Source organism: Zooshikella harenae (assembly GCF_018837975.1).
Lineage (GTDB): Bacteria > Pseudomonadota > Gammaproteobacteria > Pseudomonadales > Zooshikellaceae > Zooshikella > Zooshikella harenae.
This window is the reverse complement of the sequence record NZ_JAGSOY010000033.1, coordinates 25,951-42,507: the sequence shown is the minus strand read 5'-3', so window position 1 is coordinate 42,507 and position 16,557 is coordinate 25,951. Positions and strand designations below refer to the sequence as shown.

Here is a 16,557-nt window from a genome sequence, read left to right as displayed (position 1 = left end):
TATTCACCAGAAAAATCCTACCTATCATGTTGTATTTACAAGGAAAAAGTACGTGACTTTTAAGGCAAAACCTACAACAATAATGCCATCAAAAAGGTTGTCATACAGTTTTTCAACCAAAAAATTCATACACGCGAAATGGAGTAAGTAATGGGATATCAACACATCAACGTGCCTGCTCATGGTGAAAAAATTACAGTTAATGCTGACTTGTCCCTCAATGTTCCTAACAACCCAATTATTCCCTATATTGAAGGAGATGGCATAGGCGTTGATGTCTCTCCAGCCATGATTACTGTTGTCGATAGCGCAGTAAAAAAAGCCTATGGTGGCAGCAAGAAAATTTCCTGGATGGAAGTTTACTCGGGTGAAAAAGCAACACAGGTTTATGACGAAAATACTTGGTTGCCAGAAGAAACACTTGAAGCTTTCAAAGAGTTTGCAGTAGGTATTAAAGGACCTCTGACGACACCTGTCGGCGGCGGTATTCGCTCATTAAACGTAGCACTTCGCCAAGAGCTTGACTTGTATGTTTGTCAACGTCCCGTACGTTGGTTCACGGGTGTTCCTAGTCCAGTCAAAAACCCTCAAGATGTTGATATGTGTATTTTCCGCGAAAACTCCGAAGATATTTATGCGGGTGTTGAGTGGAAAGCAGGCACTTCTGAAGCAGATAAGATCATCAAGTTTTTGAAAGAAGAAATGGGTGTCACTAAAATTCGCTTTGACGAAAACTGCGGTATTGGCATTAAACCTGTTTCTGAAGAAGGCACCAAACGTCTTGTTCGTCGTGCAATTCAATATGCCATCGATAATGACAAATCATCTGTTACCCTCGTCCACAAGGGTAATATCATGAAATACACTGAAGGTGCATTTAAAGAGTGGGGCTATGATTTAGCTCAGCAAGAATTTGGTGCAGAGTTATTGGATGGAGGCCCTTGGTGCACACTCAAAAACCCAAACACTGGACGTAAAATTATTATTAAAGACGTCATTGCTGATGCCATGCTACAACAGATTCTCCTGCGTCCTGCCGAATATGATGTCATCGCTACCTTGAACCTGAATGGTGACTATCTATCTGATGCACTCGCTGCTGAAGTCGGCGGAATTGGTATCGCCCCAGGTGCGAACCTAAGTGATAACGTAGCCATTTTTGAAGCGACTCATGGTACTGCACCCAAATATGCAGGTCAGGATAAAGTAAACCCAGGCTCGTTGATTCTTTCTGCCGAAATGATGCTACGTCATATGGGATGGACAGAAGCTGCAGACCTTATTATTAAAGGTGTGGAAGGAGCGATAGGCGCAAAAACAGTGACCTATGATTTTGAGCGACTGATGGAAGGTGCTACATTGCTAAAATGCTCTGAATTCGCTGATGCTATTGTTGCCAATATGTAAGCCCAAGGCCTAAGGTGGCCCATTCATAGCATTCACACGTAAAAGTACATATAGAAAAGGGGCTGACTAGCCCCTTTAAAAAACCTGTTATGGTTTTTCACTCAAACAGACACCAATAATTTACGCTGGAAGATGTACATCATCTGCCGAGTGAATTTGGTTGGATTCAGCGTCCCTTTGATCATGTTCACTTTTGTCTTCTACAGGCACAATATTAATGGCATGTAACCCTTTTGGTCCCTGTAAAATATCAAAGTTCACTTGTTGTCCCGCTTTTAATGTTTTGTAGCCATCCATCTCAATTGATGAATAGTGCACAAACAGGTCTTCATTACTATCTTCAGGCAAAATAAATCCGTAACCTTTTGCGTTATTAAACCATTTAACTTTACCTGTTGGCATGCTTTATTCCCTCTGCAAAAACTCCTTGCGGAGTAGTTCCTACAACAAATATGCGACACTGTCCCTCGTCACAATATTCCACGTCACATTGTCACACATAAGACACTTAAACCAACGCGTGGTTTTTAAACTAGTGTTTAACATGCAGAGGTTTCTGTCAAGTTTTTAACAACTGCATTTGTAGCATAAGCAAGGTATTATACTAACTTTATGAATCTTGGTCGTGAAAAAACAGATTGGTATGCAATGGGTAAACTAAAGGAACTTCGTCTAACATTAGAAAATGAGGACGGACAAGAAAGTTTCGATGAGGACGGTCAACTTCTTGTTGCGCCAGCCAAGCCGAAACTTAAGCCCCCGTCAATGTATAAGGTGGTCCTGCTCAATGACGACTACACCCCAATGGATTTTGTGGTCGAAGTCTTAGAAGTGTTTTTTAACATGAACCGAGAGAAAGCAACTCAGGTGATGTTGAAAGTGCACACAGAAGGGAAAGGGATTTGTGGGGTCTTTACCCGCGACATTGCCGAAACTAAAGCCGAGCAGGTTAATCAATATTCTAGAGAGAACCAACATCCACTGCTCTGCACAATAGAAAAAGCTAATTAAATAGCAAAAGTTAATGGCGAATGCTTAAGGTACCAGTATGCTGAATAAAGACCTCGAAGTGACCCTGAACCTTGCTTTCAAGGACGCTCGGGCAAAACGGCATGAATTTATGACCGTGGAGCACCTACTGCTAGCACTATTGGACAATGAAGCCGCGTTAAAGGTGTTGAGAGCTTGTGGCGCAGATATGGATCGTTTGCGTAGAGATCTCACCGAGTTTGTTGATTCAACAACGCCGCTAATTCCCAGTAATGAGCAAGAGCGAGAAACACAGCCGACGCTAGGCTTTCAACGCGTATTACAACGCGCTGTATTTCATGTTCAAAGCTCAGGAAAAAAAGAAGTCACTGGCGCGAATGTTTTAGTCGCTATTTTTAGCGAACAAGAAAGCCAGGCTGTTTATTTTCTCAAACAGCAAACGATTGCGCGTATAGATGTCGTCAATTATATCGCGCATGGCATTTCTAAAGTGCCAGGCACCTCTGACCAAGAAGATGTGGGTCATGAGCAAGAGGAGGAGGGCGTCAGTGAAGGAACAGCGTCTAGCAACCCGCTAGAAAACTACGCAACCAACCTTAACGAACAGGCCAGACTAGGTCGCATTGACCCGCTCGTTGGCCGTGACAGCGAATTAGAACGTGTTTCACAAATACTAACTCGTCGTCGTAAAAATAACCCGCTACTCGTCGGGGAAGCAGGTGTAGGTAAAACAGCCATCGCCGAAGGGTTAGCAAAACGTGTAGTTGATGGCGAAGTACCTGATATTTTGCAGGATGCTACCATTTATTCATTAGATATGGGTGCCCTGCTAGCAGGAACCAAATATCGTGGTGACTTTGAAAAACGCTTTAAACACTTACTGGCTGAGTTACGTAAAAAACGTCATGCCATTCTATTTATTGATGAAATTCATACCATTATTGGTGCAGGTGCAGCTTCGGGTGGCGTAATGGACGCCTCGAATTTACTAAAGCCTATGTTAACATCAGGAGAGTTACGCTGTATCGGTTCCACAACCTTTCAAGAGTTCCGTGGCATTTTTGAAAAAGACCGTGCACTGGCCAGACGCTTTCAAAAAGTCGATGTTAATGAACCCTCTGTGGAGGATACATTCCAAATTCTAAAAGGGCTAAAATCTCGTTTTGAAGAGCATCATGCCATTAAGTATACGGATACTGCCTTAAAAGCTGCAGCAGAATTGGCTGACCGCTACATCAATGATCGTCATATGCCAGACAAAGCCATCGACGTTATCGATGAAGCAGGAGCCTTTCAGCGTTTACAACCCGAAAACAAGCGCAAGAAAACGATTGGTGTCGCCGATATCGAAACCATTGTGGCTAAGATAGCGAGAATTCCTCCTAAAAGTGTTTCCGCTTCAGATAAAGAAGTGCTTAAGAATCTGGAGCGTAATTTAAAAATGGTGGTCTTTGGCCAAAGCGAAGCCATAGACTCATTGACGACTGCAATCAAATTGTCACGCGCAGGGCTAAAAGCACCTGAAAAACCTGTAGGTTCATTCCTGTTTGCAGGTCCTACTGGTGTGGGTAAAACAGAAGTCAGTCGTCAGCTTGCTGAAATTCTTGGTATTGAGCTGGTTCGCTTTGATATGTCTGAGTATATGGAGCGCCATACTGTTTCCCGTTTAATTGGTGCCCCCCCAGGCTATGTCGGCTATGACCAGGGAGGTTTACTTACTGAGGCGATTAACAAGTCTCCTCATTGTGTGTTGCTCATGGATGAAATCGAAAAGGCGCATCCTGAAGTATTTAATTTGCTCCTTCAGGTCATGGACCATGGCACACTAACAGACAACAATGGTCGTAAAGCTGATTTTCGAAATATTATTCTGGTGATGACAACCAATGCTGGGGCCGAACAAACCAGCCGAGCTTCAATTGGTTTTACTGAGCAAGATCACTCAACAGATGCTATGGAAATCATCAAAAAAACCTTCACACCAGAGTTTCGCAACCGTTTGGATGGCATCATCCAGTTTCAGCCACTTACTGAAGAAACCATCAAACATGTGGTGGATAAATTTCTCACCGAACTTCAAAGCCAGTTGGATGACAAAAAAGTTCTGTTGGACGTGGATGAAGAAGCGCGAGCTTGGTTGGCTGATAAAGGTTATGACAAGCAAATGGGCGCTCGACCCATGGTACGGGTCATTCAAGATGTATTGAAAAAACCTTTAGCGGAACAAATTCTATTCGGCAAACTCGCTGGTAATGGTGGTACTGTCAAAGTCTTTGTCAAAGAAGACGAACTGAACTTTGAGTTAGAAGACCACTAAAACAAATATGCCTCAGTTAGCGGCTAACTGAGGCAACTTTTATTTCATGACAGTACAACATACCCAAACAAAAACATCCGAATAACAGAACCAACTGCTATTCGGATGCTTTCAATACAATAAACTGTTTAAAACCGTTGACTGAACAGGCTTAATGCCTACTGACTATCCATAAGCCAGACAGTTTATATCACCAAGTTTCCGATAATACTAAGCAGTTAAAGGCAACCTCCAACACTTGTACTAGTATCGTGGACGCGACTTCATCATATCGCGTTATAATTGATCCCTACCGTTGAATGATGCGATCAGGTGTTAGTATTAAAACGACGAAAATTAAGCCTATTAATCTCTTAACTAACGTTCACAAGTAGTCTCATAACAGCATACTGTCGTCTAAAATCTATCAACGAGCACGATAGGTGATACGGCCTTTACTTAAATCATAAGGAGTTAACTCAACCCGCACTTTATCACCCGTTAAAATACGAATGTAATTTTTACGCATCTTGCCAGAAATATGTGCTGTAACAACATGCCCATTTTCCAGCTCAACTCGAAACATCGTATTTGGAAGGGTATCAATAACAGTACCTTCCATTTCAATTGAATCTTCTTTTGCCATTCGGCGCTTTACCTCTTCATGTTACTTACCAAGTCTGTATCAGGCCTAGCCATGACCAGCCCAAAATAGGGGTGAATTCTGCCTGAAAACAACTAGAAAAGTAAAGGTTGCTATAACAATATCGTATTTTATGACCACATTTTTCTCAGCAGGGCAAAGAAAACTGGTTTCAGATAGCAACGCTTTACCTTAAAAGGCACAGGAGGAAAAGCCACTAAGCAAGCATTGCCTCAACAACGAAAAGGCAAAGCAAGGCAGCAATGCTGAAGTGATATCGACAGAAGATTAGCTATGATTAGTAACTCTTCCCTAAGTGTCATCAGACCTTAATTGTAGGCGTAAAGATTATTACTGCAACTCAATCCACTTATTATTTACAAAAACCTCCAGCGGACGGTATTCTCCTTTGTATTGCATTTTCTGGCAGGATTTTATCCAGTATCCCAAGTAGACATAATCTAACCCTAATAGCTGACATGCCTCTATTTGCCATAAGATAGCAAAGGTACCCAAGCTACGCTGGCTATACTCAGGGTCATAAAAGGTATAAATCGCTGACAACCCATTATCCAACTGGTCGGTAACGGCCACTGCAATCAACCGTGACTGCTCCCAAAAAAGATAAAACTGGGCAAAGTCCCAACCCCCTACCAAAAAAGACTCAAACTGCTCTTTACTGGGTGGAAACATGTCACCATCCTGATGACGAAGAAAAATGTACTTTTCATAAAGATGGTAAATCTCATCCTCACTACCAGGGTTAACCACTTCAGCTACCAAGTCTTTATTTCTATTCCAGATTCGCTGAAAACGCCGTTTACGTTTAAAGTGAGTCACAGGAATCCTTGCTGGAATACACGCCTGACAATAACGACAGTGTGGACGATACAAATGCTGACCACTCCGTCGAAAGCCAAAATCAGTCAACTGGCTGTACAGTGCCGCGCTTAACTCTTTACTTGGATCAAGAAACAATGTGGTTGCCTCCTGATCAGGTAAATAGCTACAGGTATGAGGATGGGTCGCAAAAAACTTTAATTCCTTTAACTCTGACATAGTCTTTTCACAGTCAACAGGCGTTTAAATCAGATATCTACGGTAATTGACCATTGCTCAGGACCTTGTAAAGAACAATATCTTTCTAAGTAGTTTAGAAAAGATTCTCGAGAAAGGGTTTCAGCACCCATGCGGATTAAATGGTCACTTTCTACTTGGCAATCAATCAACCCAAACTGCCATGCATGTAGCTGCTTGGCCAGGACAACCAGAGCACATTTAGAAGCATCAGACACATTACTGAACATGGACTCACCAAAAAAAACTCGACCAATGGCCACCCCATAAAGCCCACCCACAAGTTGATCACCTTGCCAACATTCAATGGAGTGAGCGATGCCTTGTTTATGTAAAGCACGATAGGCTGATAACATTGCTGGTGTTATCCAAGTGCCCGCTTGTTTACTTCGAGGTGCAGCACAAGCCGTGATAACTTCATTAAATACCTGATCAAAAGTAAAACTGAAGTTTTTGCGGTTTAGTGTTTTTTGCAAACTACGACTGATATGGACAGCATGTGGAAATAAGACAAGTCTCGGATCAGGACTCCACCACAGAATAGGTTCTCCCTCATTAAACCAGGGAAAAATACCTTGCTGGTAAGCTTTAACCAAACTACTTACCTCTAAATCCCCCCCCATGGCAAGCAGCCCATTTGGTTCTTTCAAGGCATGTGACACAGGTGGAAAACAAACGTTGCCAGGCAACAACAATGGTAATCGAATCATGAGTGTCGTGTATTATTAATGAACGTTATTCTTGAATGAAACCATATTCGTAATGTCATTACTATGATTAATAAGCTCAGATAAAACAGTGCTAACGGCAAGCACAGCTAATGTAGAGTTCGGTATGTAATTTGCGGTTTAACGACAACATGATGTCAAAAAATCGACAACATAAGGGATTGCACGGCTAGCATCCAAGTGCTAAACCCGTACAATGTAAGAACTTTTAATTCTAACGTGTGTCAACTTGGTCAAACTCTGTAAGTGTAAGATCGCGTTAAGGTCATTGATTTGAAAGGTTCAAAAACAGTTAACAAACGAAGCAGAAAAACTCCAAGTACGCCAACACGGGCGCGTCATCATATTGGCATGCGTCTGCGTGAAGGTTTGCTCATAGCCCTGATTGCCAGCTGTATTTACTTAATACTGGCACTCTTTTCTTATAGTCCAGCAGACCCAGGCTGGTCTCATACGGGGCAAACTCATGGTGCCGTTCATAATTTAGTTGGACGAAGTGGCGCCTGGGTTGCAGATCTATTACTTTGGTTTATTGGTTATTTTGCTTTTCTATTTCCATTTTTTATTGGGTTTATGGCGATACAGCTATTACGTAAACGTCATGACCCATTGCAATTCAGACTACCTATCTGGGCACTAAGGCTAACGGGTTTAGGTATTAGCATTATCTGTGGCGCGGGCTTAGCCACATTGCATTTTACAGAATATGCCGCTGAAATGCCTGCCACTGCAGGAGGTATTCTGGGCAACCTGTTGATTGCTGAAACCATGCCAGTGTTGAATACTATTGGCTCAACCCTTTTACTGCTTTCACTTTTCCTGTTTGGATTCACTATAGTAACTGATCTTTCCTGGTTTCATTTCATGGATTTACTAGGAAAAATCACCTTGGATTTTTTTGGTGCGTTGGCCCATATTGGACGATTAACCATCAACCAGTGGCAACGTTACTGGGAGGGGAGGGCAAAAAGGCAGGCTGCCTCTACTCCTCCAGCTCGTCGTAAGAAAACCAGTCAAAAGCGTCAGGACCCATTACTACTTTCAGCGCCTGAAGCCGATTTAGTCTATGAAGCCTCAACCCAAAACATGGTAGGTGAGGATCCTGCAGTAGAGGTGCCTGCATCAAGCCCTCCCAAAATATCTCAACCCAAACAACGTCGACAGGTACGCTATCAAGGAAAAAGTGACGGCTCATTACCTGAAGCATCCCTGCTAAATGAGCCAGATAAATCAACAGATCGAGGGTTTTCACCCGAAACGTTAGAGCTGTTATCCCGCTTGTTAGAAGACCGACTAAAAGACTTTGGTGTGATTGCGGAGGTTGTTGCTGTGCACCCAGGTCCAGTGATTACACGGTTTGAAATTCAGCCTGCTCCAGGCGTTAAAGTCAGCAAGATTGCCAACCTCGCCAAAGACCTTGCACGCTCGCTAGCGGTCATTAGTGTTCGTGTTGTTGAGGTGATCCCAGGTAAATCTGTGGTGGGTATCGAAATACCCAATGAAGACCGCGAAGTAGTGCACTTTAGTGAAGTTATTAACTCTGAAGCCTATGCTGATGCCAAATCACCACTTAGTCTGGCACTCGGTCATGATATTGCAGGTCTACCTGTTGTGGTTGACCTGGCTAAAATGCCTCACCTGTTGGTAGCAGGTACAACCGGCTCAGGTAAGTCAGTCGGGGTTAACAGCATGCTACTCAGCCTGCTGTTTAAAGCCAGTCCAGAAGAAGTTAGGCTGATCATGGTAGACCCCAAAATGCTGGAACTATCTGTTTATGAAGGTATCCCACACTTGCTGGCACCCGTTGTTACCGACATGAAAGAAGCGGCTAATGCACTACGCTGGTGTGTTGCAGAAATGGAACGTCGTTACAAGCTTATGGCGACGATGGGGGTTAGAAACATTGCAGGCTTTAACCGCAAGATAAAAGAGGCAAAAGCTAAAGGGGAACCCTTACTTGATCCGTTTCATGAAAACATTGAAGGGGAGGAGCCACTGACTCTGGAAACTCTGCCTTTCATTGTCATCGTGATTGATGAGTTTGCTGACATGATGATGATTGTTGGCAAAAAAGTGGAAGAACTGATCGCTCGTCTTGCTCAGAAAGCGCGTGCTGCAGGTATTCATATGATTTTGGCGACTCAGCGACCATCCGTAGATGTCATAACAGGCTTAATCAAAGCTAATATCCCGACCCGCATCAGCTTCCAAGTGTCATCTAAAGTCGACTCTCGAACCATTCTTGATCAAGGTGGTGCCGAACAGTTACTGGGACAAGGTGATATGTTATACCTCCCACCAGGAACTGCTGTCCCCATTCGTGTACATGGCGCCTTTGTCGCAGATGATGAAGTCCACCAGGTTGTGAATGACTGGCAACAACGAGCAGAACCAGATTATCTTGATGATATTCTAACAGGTGCTGTCGATGATGGAGGGGCAGGTAGTGCTTTCAGCGCTGGCCTGGATAGTGATTCAGAACAAGACCAGCTTTATGACGAAGCAGTGGCGTTTGTCACAGAATCACGCCGCGCTTCAATTTCAGCTGTACAACGGAAACTTAAAATCGGTTATAACCGAGCAGCTCGAATTATTGAATCGATGGAAACAGCAGGTGTGGTTAGCCCCATGAGTAGCAATGGCGCGCGTGAAGTGTTAGTCGCGGCACCACCTCAACCATAATTTGCATTGACATTAAAAGGGTTAAACATGTTGCGTAAACTTTCTCTTGCTTTAGTGTTAACGGGTTTACCAATGGCATTATTTGCAGATGCCGAAGCAGCCAAAGCGTTAAATGGCTTATTGGCCAAAGCCAATACAGTCACCGCTAAGTTTCAGCAAAAAACACAAAACGATGCAGAGTCACGCTCTAGAGAATCCAATGGTACGTTATCCGTCCAACGACCTAACCTGTTTCGCTGGGAAGTAACAGGACCATTTCCACAGCTGGTTATTTCCAATGGTAAAAAGGTATGGGTTTATGACCCAGATCTCGAACAAGTTACCATTCAGAAACTGGATAAGCAGCTCAGTTCCACTCCCGCTTTACTGTTAAGTGGTGATGTCAAAAAGCTCAAAGAAAACTTTGATATTTCACAAGCCAGTAAATCAGGTGATACACCTAGTTTTTTACTCAAACCTAAAGCCGAAGACAGTGCGTTTGAATCATTGCAAATCAGCTTTAAGGGTGAGCAGATTACTGGCATGATGCTTAAAGATACCCTAGGCTCAGTGACGGATATTGCCTTTTCCAATGTTAAAAACAATGTTGAGATTGAGCCAGGCCAATTTAAACTGGACATCCCTGAAGGGGTTGATGTTATTGAGCGTTAGATGACTTTATCATTATTTTCAGAAGAAACACCCTATCAACCACTGGCGGCGCGTATGCGCCCCCAGCAACTCAAAGACTACCTTGGACAAGAACACCTACTGACACCAGGCAAGCCACTGTACGATGCAATAAGCCAAGGTGTTATCCACTCCATGATCTTCTGGGGTCCCCCAGGTGTTGGAAAAACGACACTTGCCAAGTTGATTGCTCACCATGCTCAGGCTGAATTTCTAACACTTTCTGCTGTTCTTTCAGGCGTTAAAGAGATTCGTGCAGCCATTGATAAAGCCCTTATGCTCCGCCAACAACAACGTAAAACCATTCTCTTTGTTGATGAGGTACATCGGTTTAACAAAGCTCAACAAGATGCTTTTTTACCCTACGTGGAAGACGGTACGCTAATTTTTATTGGTGCGACAACAGAAAATCCTTCTTTTGAACTGAATAATGCGCTGCTATCCAGAGCAAGAGTTTATGTATTACAGTCACTTAACGATGATAGTTTATGTAAACTCATAAATCGCGCACTCACAGATATGGAACATGGACTAGGTCAACAACAACTTAAGATTACGGATGACGCAAGCCACCTATTACGCCAGGCAGCTGATGGTGATGCACGCCGGCTACTGAATTTATTAGAAATAGCAGTCGACCTTATTTCACCACAAGAAACACTCACTGCAGACATCATCAAACCTGTTCTCAGTCAAAGCTTGCGGCGTTTTGACAAAGGTGGAGAGGCTTTTTACGATCAAATATCAGCATTACACAAATCAGTACGAGGCTCAGATCCTGATGCAGCACTTTACTGGCTTGCCCGAATGCTCGACGGCGGTTGTGATCCTCTGTATATTGCGCGCCGGGTTGTGCGTATGGCCAGTGAAGATATTGGCAATGCTGACCCCAGAGCCCTGGAGGTTAGCCTGAATGCTTGGCAAGTACAGGAACGCCTAGGAAGTCCAGAAGGGGAGTTGGCCATTGCTCAAGCCATTGTTTACTGTGCCTGTGCCGCAAAAAGTAATGCGGTATACAAGGCCTTTAAAGCCGCTATGGCCGATGTGAAGCAAAGCCCCTCATATGAAGTACCGCAGCACTTACGTAATGCACCAACCAAGCTTATGAAGTCACTGGGCTACGGGGATAGCTACCGGTACGCACACGATGAGCCAGATGCTTTTGCCGCTGGGGAATGCTACTTTCCTGAAGAAATCAAGCAACGTCATTACTACCATCCCGTACCGCGTGGTTTAGAACACAAGATCAGTGACAAACTAGCACATCTAGTCACGTTAAATGCAAACAGTGGCCACAAGCGCTATCAGGATTAATCCATGCAACAATTATTAATTATTGGCCTTGGTGGCGCTCTTGGCGCTATGGCTCGATATTCAGTTTACTTTATTTATGCGACAACTGGCGGTAAGCTATTTCCTTTACCCACACTCTTGGTCAATGTTGTGGGTTCATTCCTAATTGGCATTGCTTATTACGCTATTGTCGAACGCTTGCAGTTGCAGGCTGTTTGGCGTAACGGATTAATTGTAGGCTTTTTAGGTGCTTTCACGACTTTTTCAACTTACTCGCTGGATGCATTACGTATTCTGCAAAATGGTGAGCTATCAATAGCATTAGGTTACCTGTTGCTCAGTGTTGTATTGTGTTTAATCGCAACCTGGCTTGGGTTCTGGCTTGTTGAGCGCTTTCTTGTGTAAGATTGAACTTTTAGTAAATACAATAAATTGCGCGAGCTTTTTCAATAAGGTTATAAACGCTCATGTTAGACCCAAAACTAGTACGAACCAACCCTGAAGAATTAGCAAAACAACTCAAAAATCGTGGCTTTGAGCTTGATGTGTCCAGTATTCAGTCACTGGAAAGTCGTCGTAAATCGATTCAGGTCCGTACTCAACAATTACAAAATGAGCGTAAAGTTGAATCGAAAAAGTTTGGTGAGTTAAAAAAGCGTGGTGAGGATGTTGCACCACTAAAAGCCAAAATGGATCAACTGAGTCAAGAGGTTAAAACCGCTGAAACAGAGCTTGCTGAAGTCCAGGAAGAATTTAATAAACTGTTACTCCAAATCCCCAATATTCCTGATGAAGCTGTGCCTGTCGGTGAGACTGAAGACGATAACCAGGAAATACGTCGCTGGGGCGAGCCTAAATCGTTTTCATTTACGGCCAAAGATCATGTTGATCTTGGCGCACAACATCAACGAATGGACTTTGAACGTGCTGCCAAAATAACAGGCTCACGCTTTATCACCATGAAAGGGCCTATTGCCAGACTTCATCGTGCATTAGCACAGTTTATGCTCGATACCCATACTCAAAAGCATGGCTATCAAGAAATCTATGTGCCTTATATGGTCAATGCAGACAGCCTACTCGGTACAGGGCAGTTGCCTAAGTTTGAAGAGGATCTGTTTAAAGTTGATCGTGGTGATGACACTCTGCAGCCATACTATCTAATTCCCACCTCTGAAGTACCTGTCACCAATATGGTACGTGATGAGATTGTTGCAGCTGATCAGCTGCCTTTAAAGTTTGTCTGCCATACCCCATGTTTCCGTAGTGAAGCGGGTAGTGCTGGCCGTGATACTCGCGGCATGATCCGCCAGCACCAGTTTGACAAAGTTGAGTTATTACACATCGTCAAAGCCGAAGAGTCTGATGAAGCCTTGGAAGCATTGACTGGCCATGCGGAAAAAATTCTGCAGTTGCTGGACTTACCTTACCGGGTCATGGTGCTTTGTGGTGGCGATATGAGCTTTTCTGCAGCTAAAACCTATGACATTGAAGTGTGGCTACCAGGCCAACAACGCTACCGTGAGATTTCATCTTGCAGTAATACTCGGGACTATCAGGCACGTCGTATGCAAGCTCGCTGGCGTAATCCTGAATCCAATAAACCTGAGCTACTGAATACGCTTAATGGTTCTGGTCTCGCAGTAGGTCGCACCCTGATTGCAGTCATGGAAAACTATCAAGATGAAGCTGGACGTATTCATATCCCTGAAGTGCTCCAACCTTATATGGGTGGATTAACGGTGATTGAATAACATTACAAGCATTTTTTGTTTAACGCACAGGCTTTAATTTAACACACAGGGCAAGGTGATGCAGTACCTACCACTTTTTCATCAGTTACAGGATCAACCTTGCCTGATTGTAGGTGGTGGTGATGTCGCTACTCGGAAGGCTCGCCTGCTACTGCAGGCGGGTGCTCAACTCACCGTTATCGCGCCTGATTGCACTGTTGAACTTCATGAGTTGCTAAATCAGTATCAGGGTACCCACCTTGCTCGCCGCTTTTTATCTGACGATATTGGCGTATTTCGTCTTGTTATTGCCTGTACCAATGACACAGCAACAAATGAGCAAATTTCACAATTAGCACAGCAAAGAAGCATACTCGTTAATGTGGTTGATTCCCCCTCATTATCAACGGTTATTTTTCCCGCGATCATTGATCGCTCCCCCTTAGTCATTGCACTCACTAGTGGTGGCACAGCCCCCGTACTGGCCAGATTGTTACGAGGTAAGCTCGAAACCTTAATTCCAGCGGCATATGGTAAGCTTGCAGCACTAGCCGGACGTTTCCGTCCTCAGATTAAGGCTGCATTTCCAACTGTACGTCAGCGCCGCGTTTTCTGGGAGCAATTCTTTTCAAGTAATACGGCAGAATTGGTTTTAGCGGGTAAGGAGCAAGACGCAGAAAACCAACTTCAGCAGCAACTGCAAACAATAAATCCAGATCACTTCAAGCAAGGGGAAGTTTATTTAGTCGGAGGTGGTCCTGGTGATCCTGACTTACTGACATTTAGAGCCTTGCGGCTAATGCAACAAGCGGATGTAGTCCTTTATGACAGACTGGTTGCACCCGCGATTCTTGAACTAACCCGACGTGATGCTGAGCGAATCTATGTAGGTAAAGCCCGCTCTAATCACGCTCTGCCGCAAGCACAAATCAATGAACTCTTAGTTTCTCTTGCCCAAGAAGGCAAGCGCGTGCTGCGTCTGAAAGGTGGTGACCCGTTTATTTTTGGTCGGGGAGGAGAGGAAATTGATCGTTTAGCGGAGGCCGGCATCCCATTTCAAGTGGTACCCGGTATTACTGCTGCATCAGGTTGTGCCTGCTATGCAGGGATTCCTCTGACGCACAGAGATTACGCACAGTCTGTGCGTTTTATAACTGGCCACCGTAAGTATGACAAGCTCGACTTAGACTGGCAAAGCCTATGTGTCACTAATGAAACATTGGTGTTCTATATGGGATTGATGGGACTGGCTGAAATCTGCCAGCAACTTATTCAGCATGGCCGCGACCCTCAGACACCGATTGCACTTGTCCAACAAGGCACAACGGAAAAGCAGCAGGTCTTTACTGGCACACTTATGACAATGCCTGATCTTATTGCCCAGCACACTATTAAACCACCCACACTGATCATAGTGGGCAACGTGGTTAAACTTCATAAACAACTGAGCTGGTATCAACCTCAACCCACAATAACCCCTAAATAGAAAAATACTTCAGAGCAAATATATCTTCCACAGCCTTGTAGGGTATCGCAAAAGGTCAGGAGGGAAGGGCCGCTAAATCTAGCGACCTCTCAAAAAAACATAAGTCTATAAACAATTATCTGGTCGAGGCAAGCCGGCAATTTTTGCCATTAGTTTTGCAGGACTTCCGGGAAATAACTTCATTAAGTAAATTGAATTACCTTTTTCTTTTCCCAGTTGCTGGCCAATATATTTGACCAAAGGGCGCATAGCAGGCGACAGTTGAAACTGCTGATAAAAATTTCGTATACACTCAATCAGTTGCCAGTGTTGGTCGGTTAACTCAAGGCCTTCTTTTTCGGCGAGTGCCTTTGCTACTTCAGGACTCCAGTCTTCAAGGGCCACCAAGTAGCCTTCTTTATCCTGACTAATTATTCTTTCATCAATCACTAACTGCTGCATAGCTCAATACCAACTCTGAACCGTATCAAATACCGTACATAACCGAACGAATTCACTATCACTGATGAGCTGACTACTGGGTAATAACCGCTGAGTTACCCCTCTAGCCACAGCATCAACTTCCAGAATATATAATCGTTTTTGCTCTGCAAGCAAAGTAAGTTGGTCAGCCTTTAAACCACCCTTAACCGCATTTAACACACCATTTTCAATAAGCAACAATGCACTGTCTGCTTGCATGGTCGCCAAACATTGTTCAAGGGCAGGATAGGATGCAGCTGATTTATTAACTGTATGTAGTATCGTCATAATTAAAAATTAATAATAATATCGTGGGAGGCTATTAAACTGCCTAGCTCATCCAAAGCAATCACTTGTGTCGTTGTCACTAAATCCTGTTCAGTCAGGTTATAGTTTTTAAGTGCCGAGGCATCAGTGTAAACGTGCTCAATTCCATATAACCCTAAAGCGCCAAAACTGGCACTGATATTTTTTTGGCTTATCACTTCAGGTTGCTGATTTTTAACCAGTTGCCAAACCCCATCACCAATAAAAAATAGGCTTACAAATTGCTCAAAGGTGGCTGCCACCAGCGCTAAGTCTAAGCCTTCTTTACCTGCTATTGACTGATAGGGAGGTTGTGTAATAAGGACTGCAATTTTTTTTTCTTTTTTACATTCTTTGCTTTCAGCGTGTTCCACCATTGGGTTACTCCTTATTCACCAAAGGTGACCACTCGATCACTTTGTAGACAAGCATCAACCCACTGTCCTAAGCCAGATAATTCAGCATGCTTTATCATGTTATTAGCATCCAATTGATAGCGTTGCTGTTCCTGCTTATCAATAATACCTCGACGAAGTGCTGCAGCAATACAGACAACAACATCAAGTTGGTATTCTGTTATCAAGCTTTGCCAAGCATGAGACAACTGTTGTTCATCTTGTGGCGGAACGGCAATTCGGCTAGTCACATGAACACCTTCCCCATAAAAGAAAATACGATAAATCTGATGGCCTTCAGCTAGTAATGCTTTGGCAAAGCGAAGCGCTGTGCTTGGTGCTGCAGAGTGATATGGCGCACCTAAAATGGTTAGTGAAAAAATCATAGCT

General features: G+C 43.8%; 17 protein-coding genes. 9 read left to right on the top strand and 8 right to left on the bottom strand.

What is annotated here, in order from left to right:
* Positions 1–150: 150 nt before the first annotated feature.
* Positions 151–1,407, top strand: a complete 1,257-nt coding sequence (icd, locus tag KCG35_RS14375; protein WP_215820475.1) for an NADP-dependent isocitrate dehydrogenase — start codon at positions 151–153, stop codon at positions 1,405–1,407.
* Positions 1,408–1,527: 120 nt separating this feature from the next.
* On the opposite strand, the gene cspD is transcribed toward icd, so the two are convergent.
* Positions 1,528–1,809, bottom strand: coding sequence for a cold shock domain-containing protein CspD (gene cspD, locus KCG35_RS14370; RefSeq protein WP_215820474.1), 282 nt, complete (start codon positions 1,807–1,809; stop codon positions 1,528–1,530).
* 210 nt (positions 1,810–2,019) lie between these two features.
* Between cspD and clpS the strand changes: the two genes are divergently transcribed.
* Both clpS and clpA read left to right on the top strand, forming a co-directional pair.
* A complete protein-coding gene (gene clpS / locus KCG35_RS14365) occupies positions 2,020–2,418 on the top strand; it encodes an ATP-dependent Clp protease adapter ClpS (protein ID WP_373687354.1) in 399 nt (132 codons plus the stop codon).
* 37 nt (positions 2,419–2,455) lie between these two features.
* Entirely contained in the window at positions 2,456–4,714 is a 2,259-nt protein-coding gene (gene clpA, locus KCG35_RS14360; RefSeq protein WP_215820473.1) for an ATP-dependent Clp protease ATP-binding subunit ClpA, read from the top strand.
* Between the two features lie 406 nt (positions 4,715–5,120).
* On the opposite strand, the gene infA is transcribed toward clpA, so the two are convergent.
* From infA to aat, 3 genes are all read right to left on the bottom strand, one after another.
* The gene (gene infA / locus KCG35_RS14355; RefSeq protein WP_027706826.1) at positions 5,121–5,339 is read right to left on the bottom strand and encodes a translation initiation factor IF-1; all 219 of its coding nucleotides are present in this window, start codon (positions 5,337–5,339) and stop codon (positions 5,121–5,123) included.
* A 348-nt stretch (positions 5,340–5,687) separates the two neighbouring features.
* Complete coding sequence (locus KCG35_RS14350) at positions 5,688–6,395, bottom strand: arginyltransferase (protein WP_215820472.1); 708 nt, start codon at positions 6,393–6,395, stop codon at positions 5,688–5,690.
* A gap of 29 nt (positions 6,396–6,424) precedes the next feature.
* Complete coding sequence (gene aat / locus KCG35_RS14345) at positions 6,425–7,123, bottom strand: leucyl/phenylalanyl-tRNA--protein transferase (protein ID WP_215820471.1); 699 nt, start codon at positions 7,121–7,123, stop codon at positions 6,425–6,427.
* A gap of 369 nt (positions 7,124–7,492) precedes the next feature.
* On the opposite strand from aat, the gene KCG35_RS14340 reads away from it, so the two are divergent.
* The 6 genes from KCG35_RS14340 to cysG all read left to right on the top strand — a co-directional run bounded on the left by KCG35_RS14340 (position 7,493) and on the right by cysG (position 15,004).
* Positions 7,493–9,823, top strand: a complete 2,331-nt coding sequence (locus KCG35_RS14340; protein WP_215820488.1) for a DNA translocase FtsK — start codon at positions 7,493–7,495, stop codon at positions 9,821–9,823.
* 27 nt (positions 9,824–9,850) lie between these two features.
* Complete coding sequence (gene lolA, locus KCG35_RS14335; protein ID WP_215820470.1) at positions 9,851–10,474, top strand: outer membrane lipoprotein periplasmic chaperone LolA; 624 nt, start codon at positions 9,851–9,853, stop codon at positions 10,472–10,474.
* On the top strand, positions 10,475–11,806 hold the full coding sequence (locus KCG35_RS14330; protein WP_215820469.1) for a replication-associated recombination protein A: 1,332 nt from the start codon (positions 10,475–10,477) through the stop codon (positions 11,804–11,806).
* Positions 11,807–11,809: 3 nt separating this feature from the next.
* Positions 11,810–12,190, top strand: coding sequence for a fluoride efflux transporter CrcB (crcB, locus tag KCG35_RS14325; protein ID WP_215820468.1), 381 nt, complete (start codon positions 11,810–11,812; stop codon positions 12,188–12,190).
* Between the two features lie 62 nt (positions 12,191–12,252).
* On the top strand, positions 12,253–13,539 hold the full coding sequence (serS, locus tag KCG35_RS14320) for a serine--tRNA ligase (RefSeq protein WP_215820467.1): 1,287 nt from the start codon (positions 12,253–12,255) through the stop codon (positions 13,537–13,539).
* A gap of 58 nt (positions 13,540–13,597) precedes the next feature.
* On the top strand, positions 13,598–15,004 hold the full coding sequence (gene cysG / locus KCG35_RS14315; RefSeq protein ID WP_215820466.1) for a siroheme synthase CysG: 1,407 nt from the start codon (positions 13,598–13,600) through the stop codon (positions 15,002–15,004).
* 105 nt (positions 15,005–15,109) lie between these two features.
* On the opposite strand, the gene KCG35_RS14310 is transcribed toward cysG, so the two are convergent.
* From KCG35_RS14310 to tusD, 4 genes are read right to left on the bottom strand one after another with little or no spacing between them, the layout of a single operon-like run.
* Positions 15,110–15,445, bottom strand: coding sequence for a TusE/DsrC/DsvC family sulfur relay protein (locus KCG35_RS14310; protein ID WP_215820465.1), 336 nt, complete (start codon positions 15,443–15,445; stop codon positions 15,110–15,112).
* Between the two features lie 3 nt (positions 15,446–15,448).
* Complete coding sequence (tusB, locus tag KCG35_RS14305; protein WP_215820464.1) at positions 15,449–15,754, bottom strand: sulfurtransferase complex subunit TusB; 306 nt, start codon at positions 15,752–15,754, stop codon at positions 15,449–15,451.
* Positions 15,755–15,756: 2 nt separating this feature from the next.
* The gene (gene tusC, locus KCG35_RS14300) at positions 15,757–16,149 is read right to left on the bottom strand and encodes a sulfurtransferase complex subunit TusC (RefSeq protein ID WP_215820463.1); all 393 of its coding nucleotides are present in this window, start codon (positions 16,147–16,149) and stop codon (positions 15,757–15,759) included.
* An 11-nt stretch (positions 16,150–16,160) separates the two neighbouring features.
* Complete coding sequence (gene tusD, locus KCG35_RS14295; RefSeq protein WP_215820462.1) at positions 16,161–16,553, bottom strand: sulfurtransferase complex subunit TusD; 393 nt, start codon at positions 16,551–16,553, stop codon at positions 16,161–16,163.
* Positions 16,554–16,557 lie beyond the last annotated feature (4 nt).

What these genes read in the sequence shown, in the direction of transcription:
- icd (WP_215820475.1), top strand. Translation starts at nt 151, where the DNA reads ATGGGATATCAACACATCAACGTGCCTGCTCATGGTGAAAAAATTACA.
- cspD (WP_215820474.1), bottom strand. Translation starts at nt 1,809, where the DNA reads ATGCCAACAGGTAAAGTTAAATGGTTTAATAACGCAAAAGGTTACGGA.
- clpS (WP_373687354.1), top strand. Translation starts at nt 2,020, where the DNA reads ATGAATCTTGGTCGTGAAAAAACAGATTGGTATGCAATGGGTAAACTA.
- clpA (WP_215820473.1), top strand. Translation starts at nt 2,456, where the DNA reads ATGCTGAATAAAGACCTCGAAGTGACCCTGAACCTTGCTTTCAAGGAC.
- infA (WP_027706826.1), bottom strand. Translation starts at nt 5,339, where the DNA reads ATGGCAAAAGAAGATTCAATTGAAATGGAAGGTACTGTTATTGATACC.
- KCG35_RS14350 (WP_215820472.1), bottom strand. Translation starts at nt 6,395, where the DNA reads ATGTCAGAGTTAAAGGAATTAAAGTTTTTTGCGACCCATCCTCATACC.
- aat (WP_215820471.1), bottom strand. Translation starts at nt 7,123, where the DNA reads ATGATTCGATTACCATTGTTGTTGCCTGGCAACGTTTGTTTTCCACCT.
- KCG35_RS14340 (WP_215820488.1), top strand. Translation starts at nt 7,493, where the DNA reads ATGCGTCTGCGTGAAGGTTTGCTCATAGCCCTGATTGCCAGCTGTATT.
- lolA (WP_215820470.1), top strand. Translation starts at nt 9,851, where the DNA reads ATGTTGCGTAAACTTTCTCTTGCTTTAGTGTTAACGGGTTTACCAATG.
- KCG35_RS14330 (WP_215820469.1), top strand. Translation starts at nt 10,475, where the DNA reads ATGACTTTATCATTATTTTCAGAAGAAACACCCTATCAACCACTGGCG.
- crcB (WP_215820468.1), top strand. Translation starts at nt 11,810, where the DNA reads ATGCAACAATTATTAATTATTGGCCTTGGTGGCGCTCTTGGCGCTATG.
- serS (WP_215820467.1), top strand. Translation starts at nt 12,253, where the DNA reads ATGTTAGACCCAAAACTAGTACGAACCAACCCTGAAGAATTAGCAAAA.
- cysG (WP_215820466.1), top strand. Translation starts at nt 13,598, where the DNA reads ATGCAGTACCTACCACTTTTTCATCAGTTACAGGATCAACCTTGCCTG.
- KCG35_RS14310 (WP_215820465.1), bottom strand. Translation starts at nt 15,445, where the DNA reads ATGCAGCAGTTAGTGATTGATGAAAGAATAATTAGTCAGGATAAAGAA.
- tusB (WP_215820464.1), bottom strand. Translation starts at nt 15,754, where the DNA reads ATGACGATACTACATACAGTTAATAAATCAGCTGCATCCTATCCTGCC.
- tusC (WP_215820463.1), bottom strand. Translation starts at nt 16,149, where the DNA reads ATGGTGGAACACGCTGAAAGCAAAGAATGTAAAAAAGAAAAAAAAATT.
- tusD (WP_215820462.1), bottom strand. Translation starts at nt 16,553, where the DNA reads ATGATTTTTTCACTAACCATTTTAGGTGCGCCATATCACTCTGCAGCA.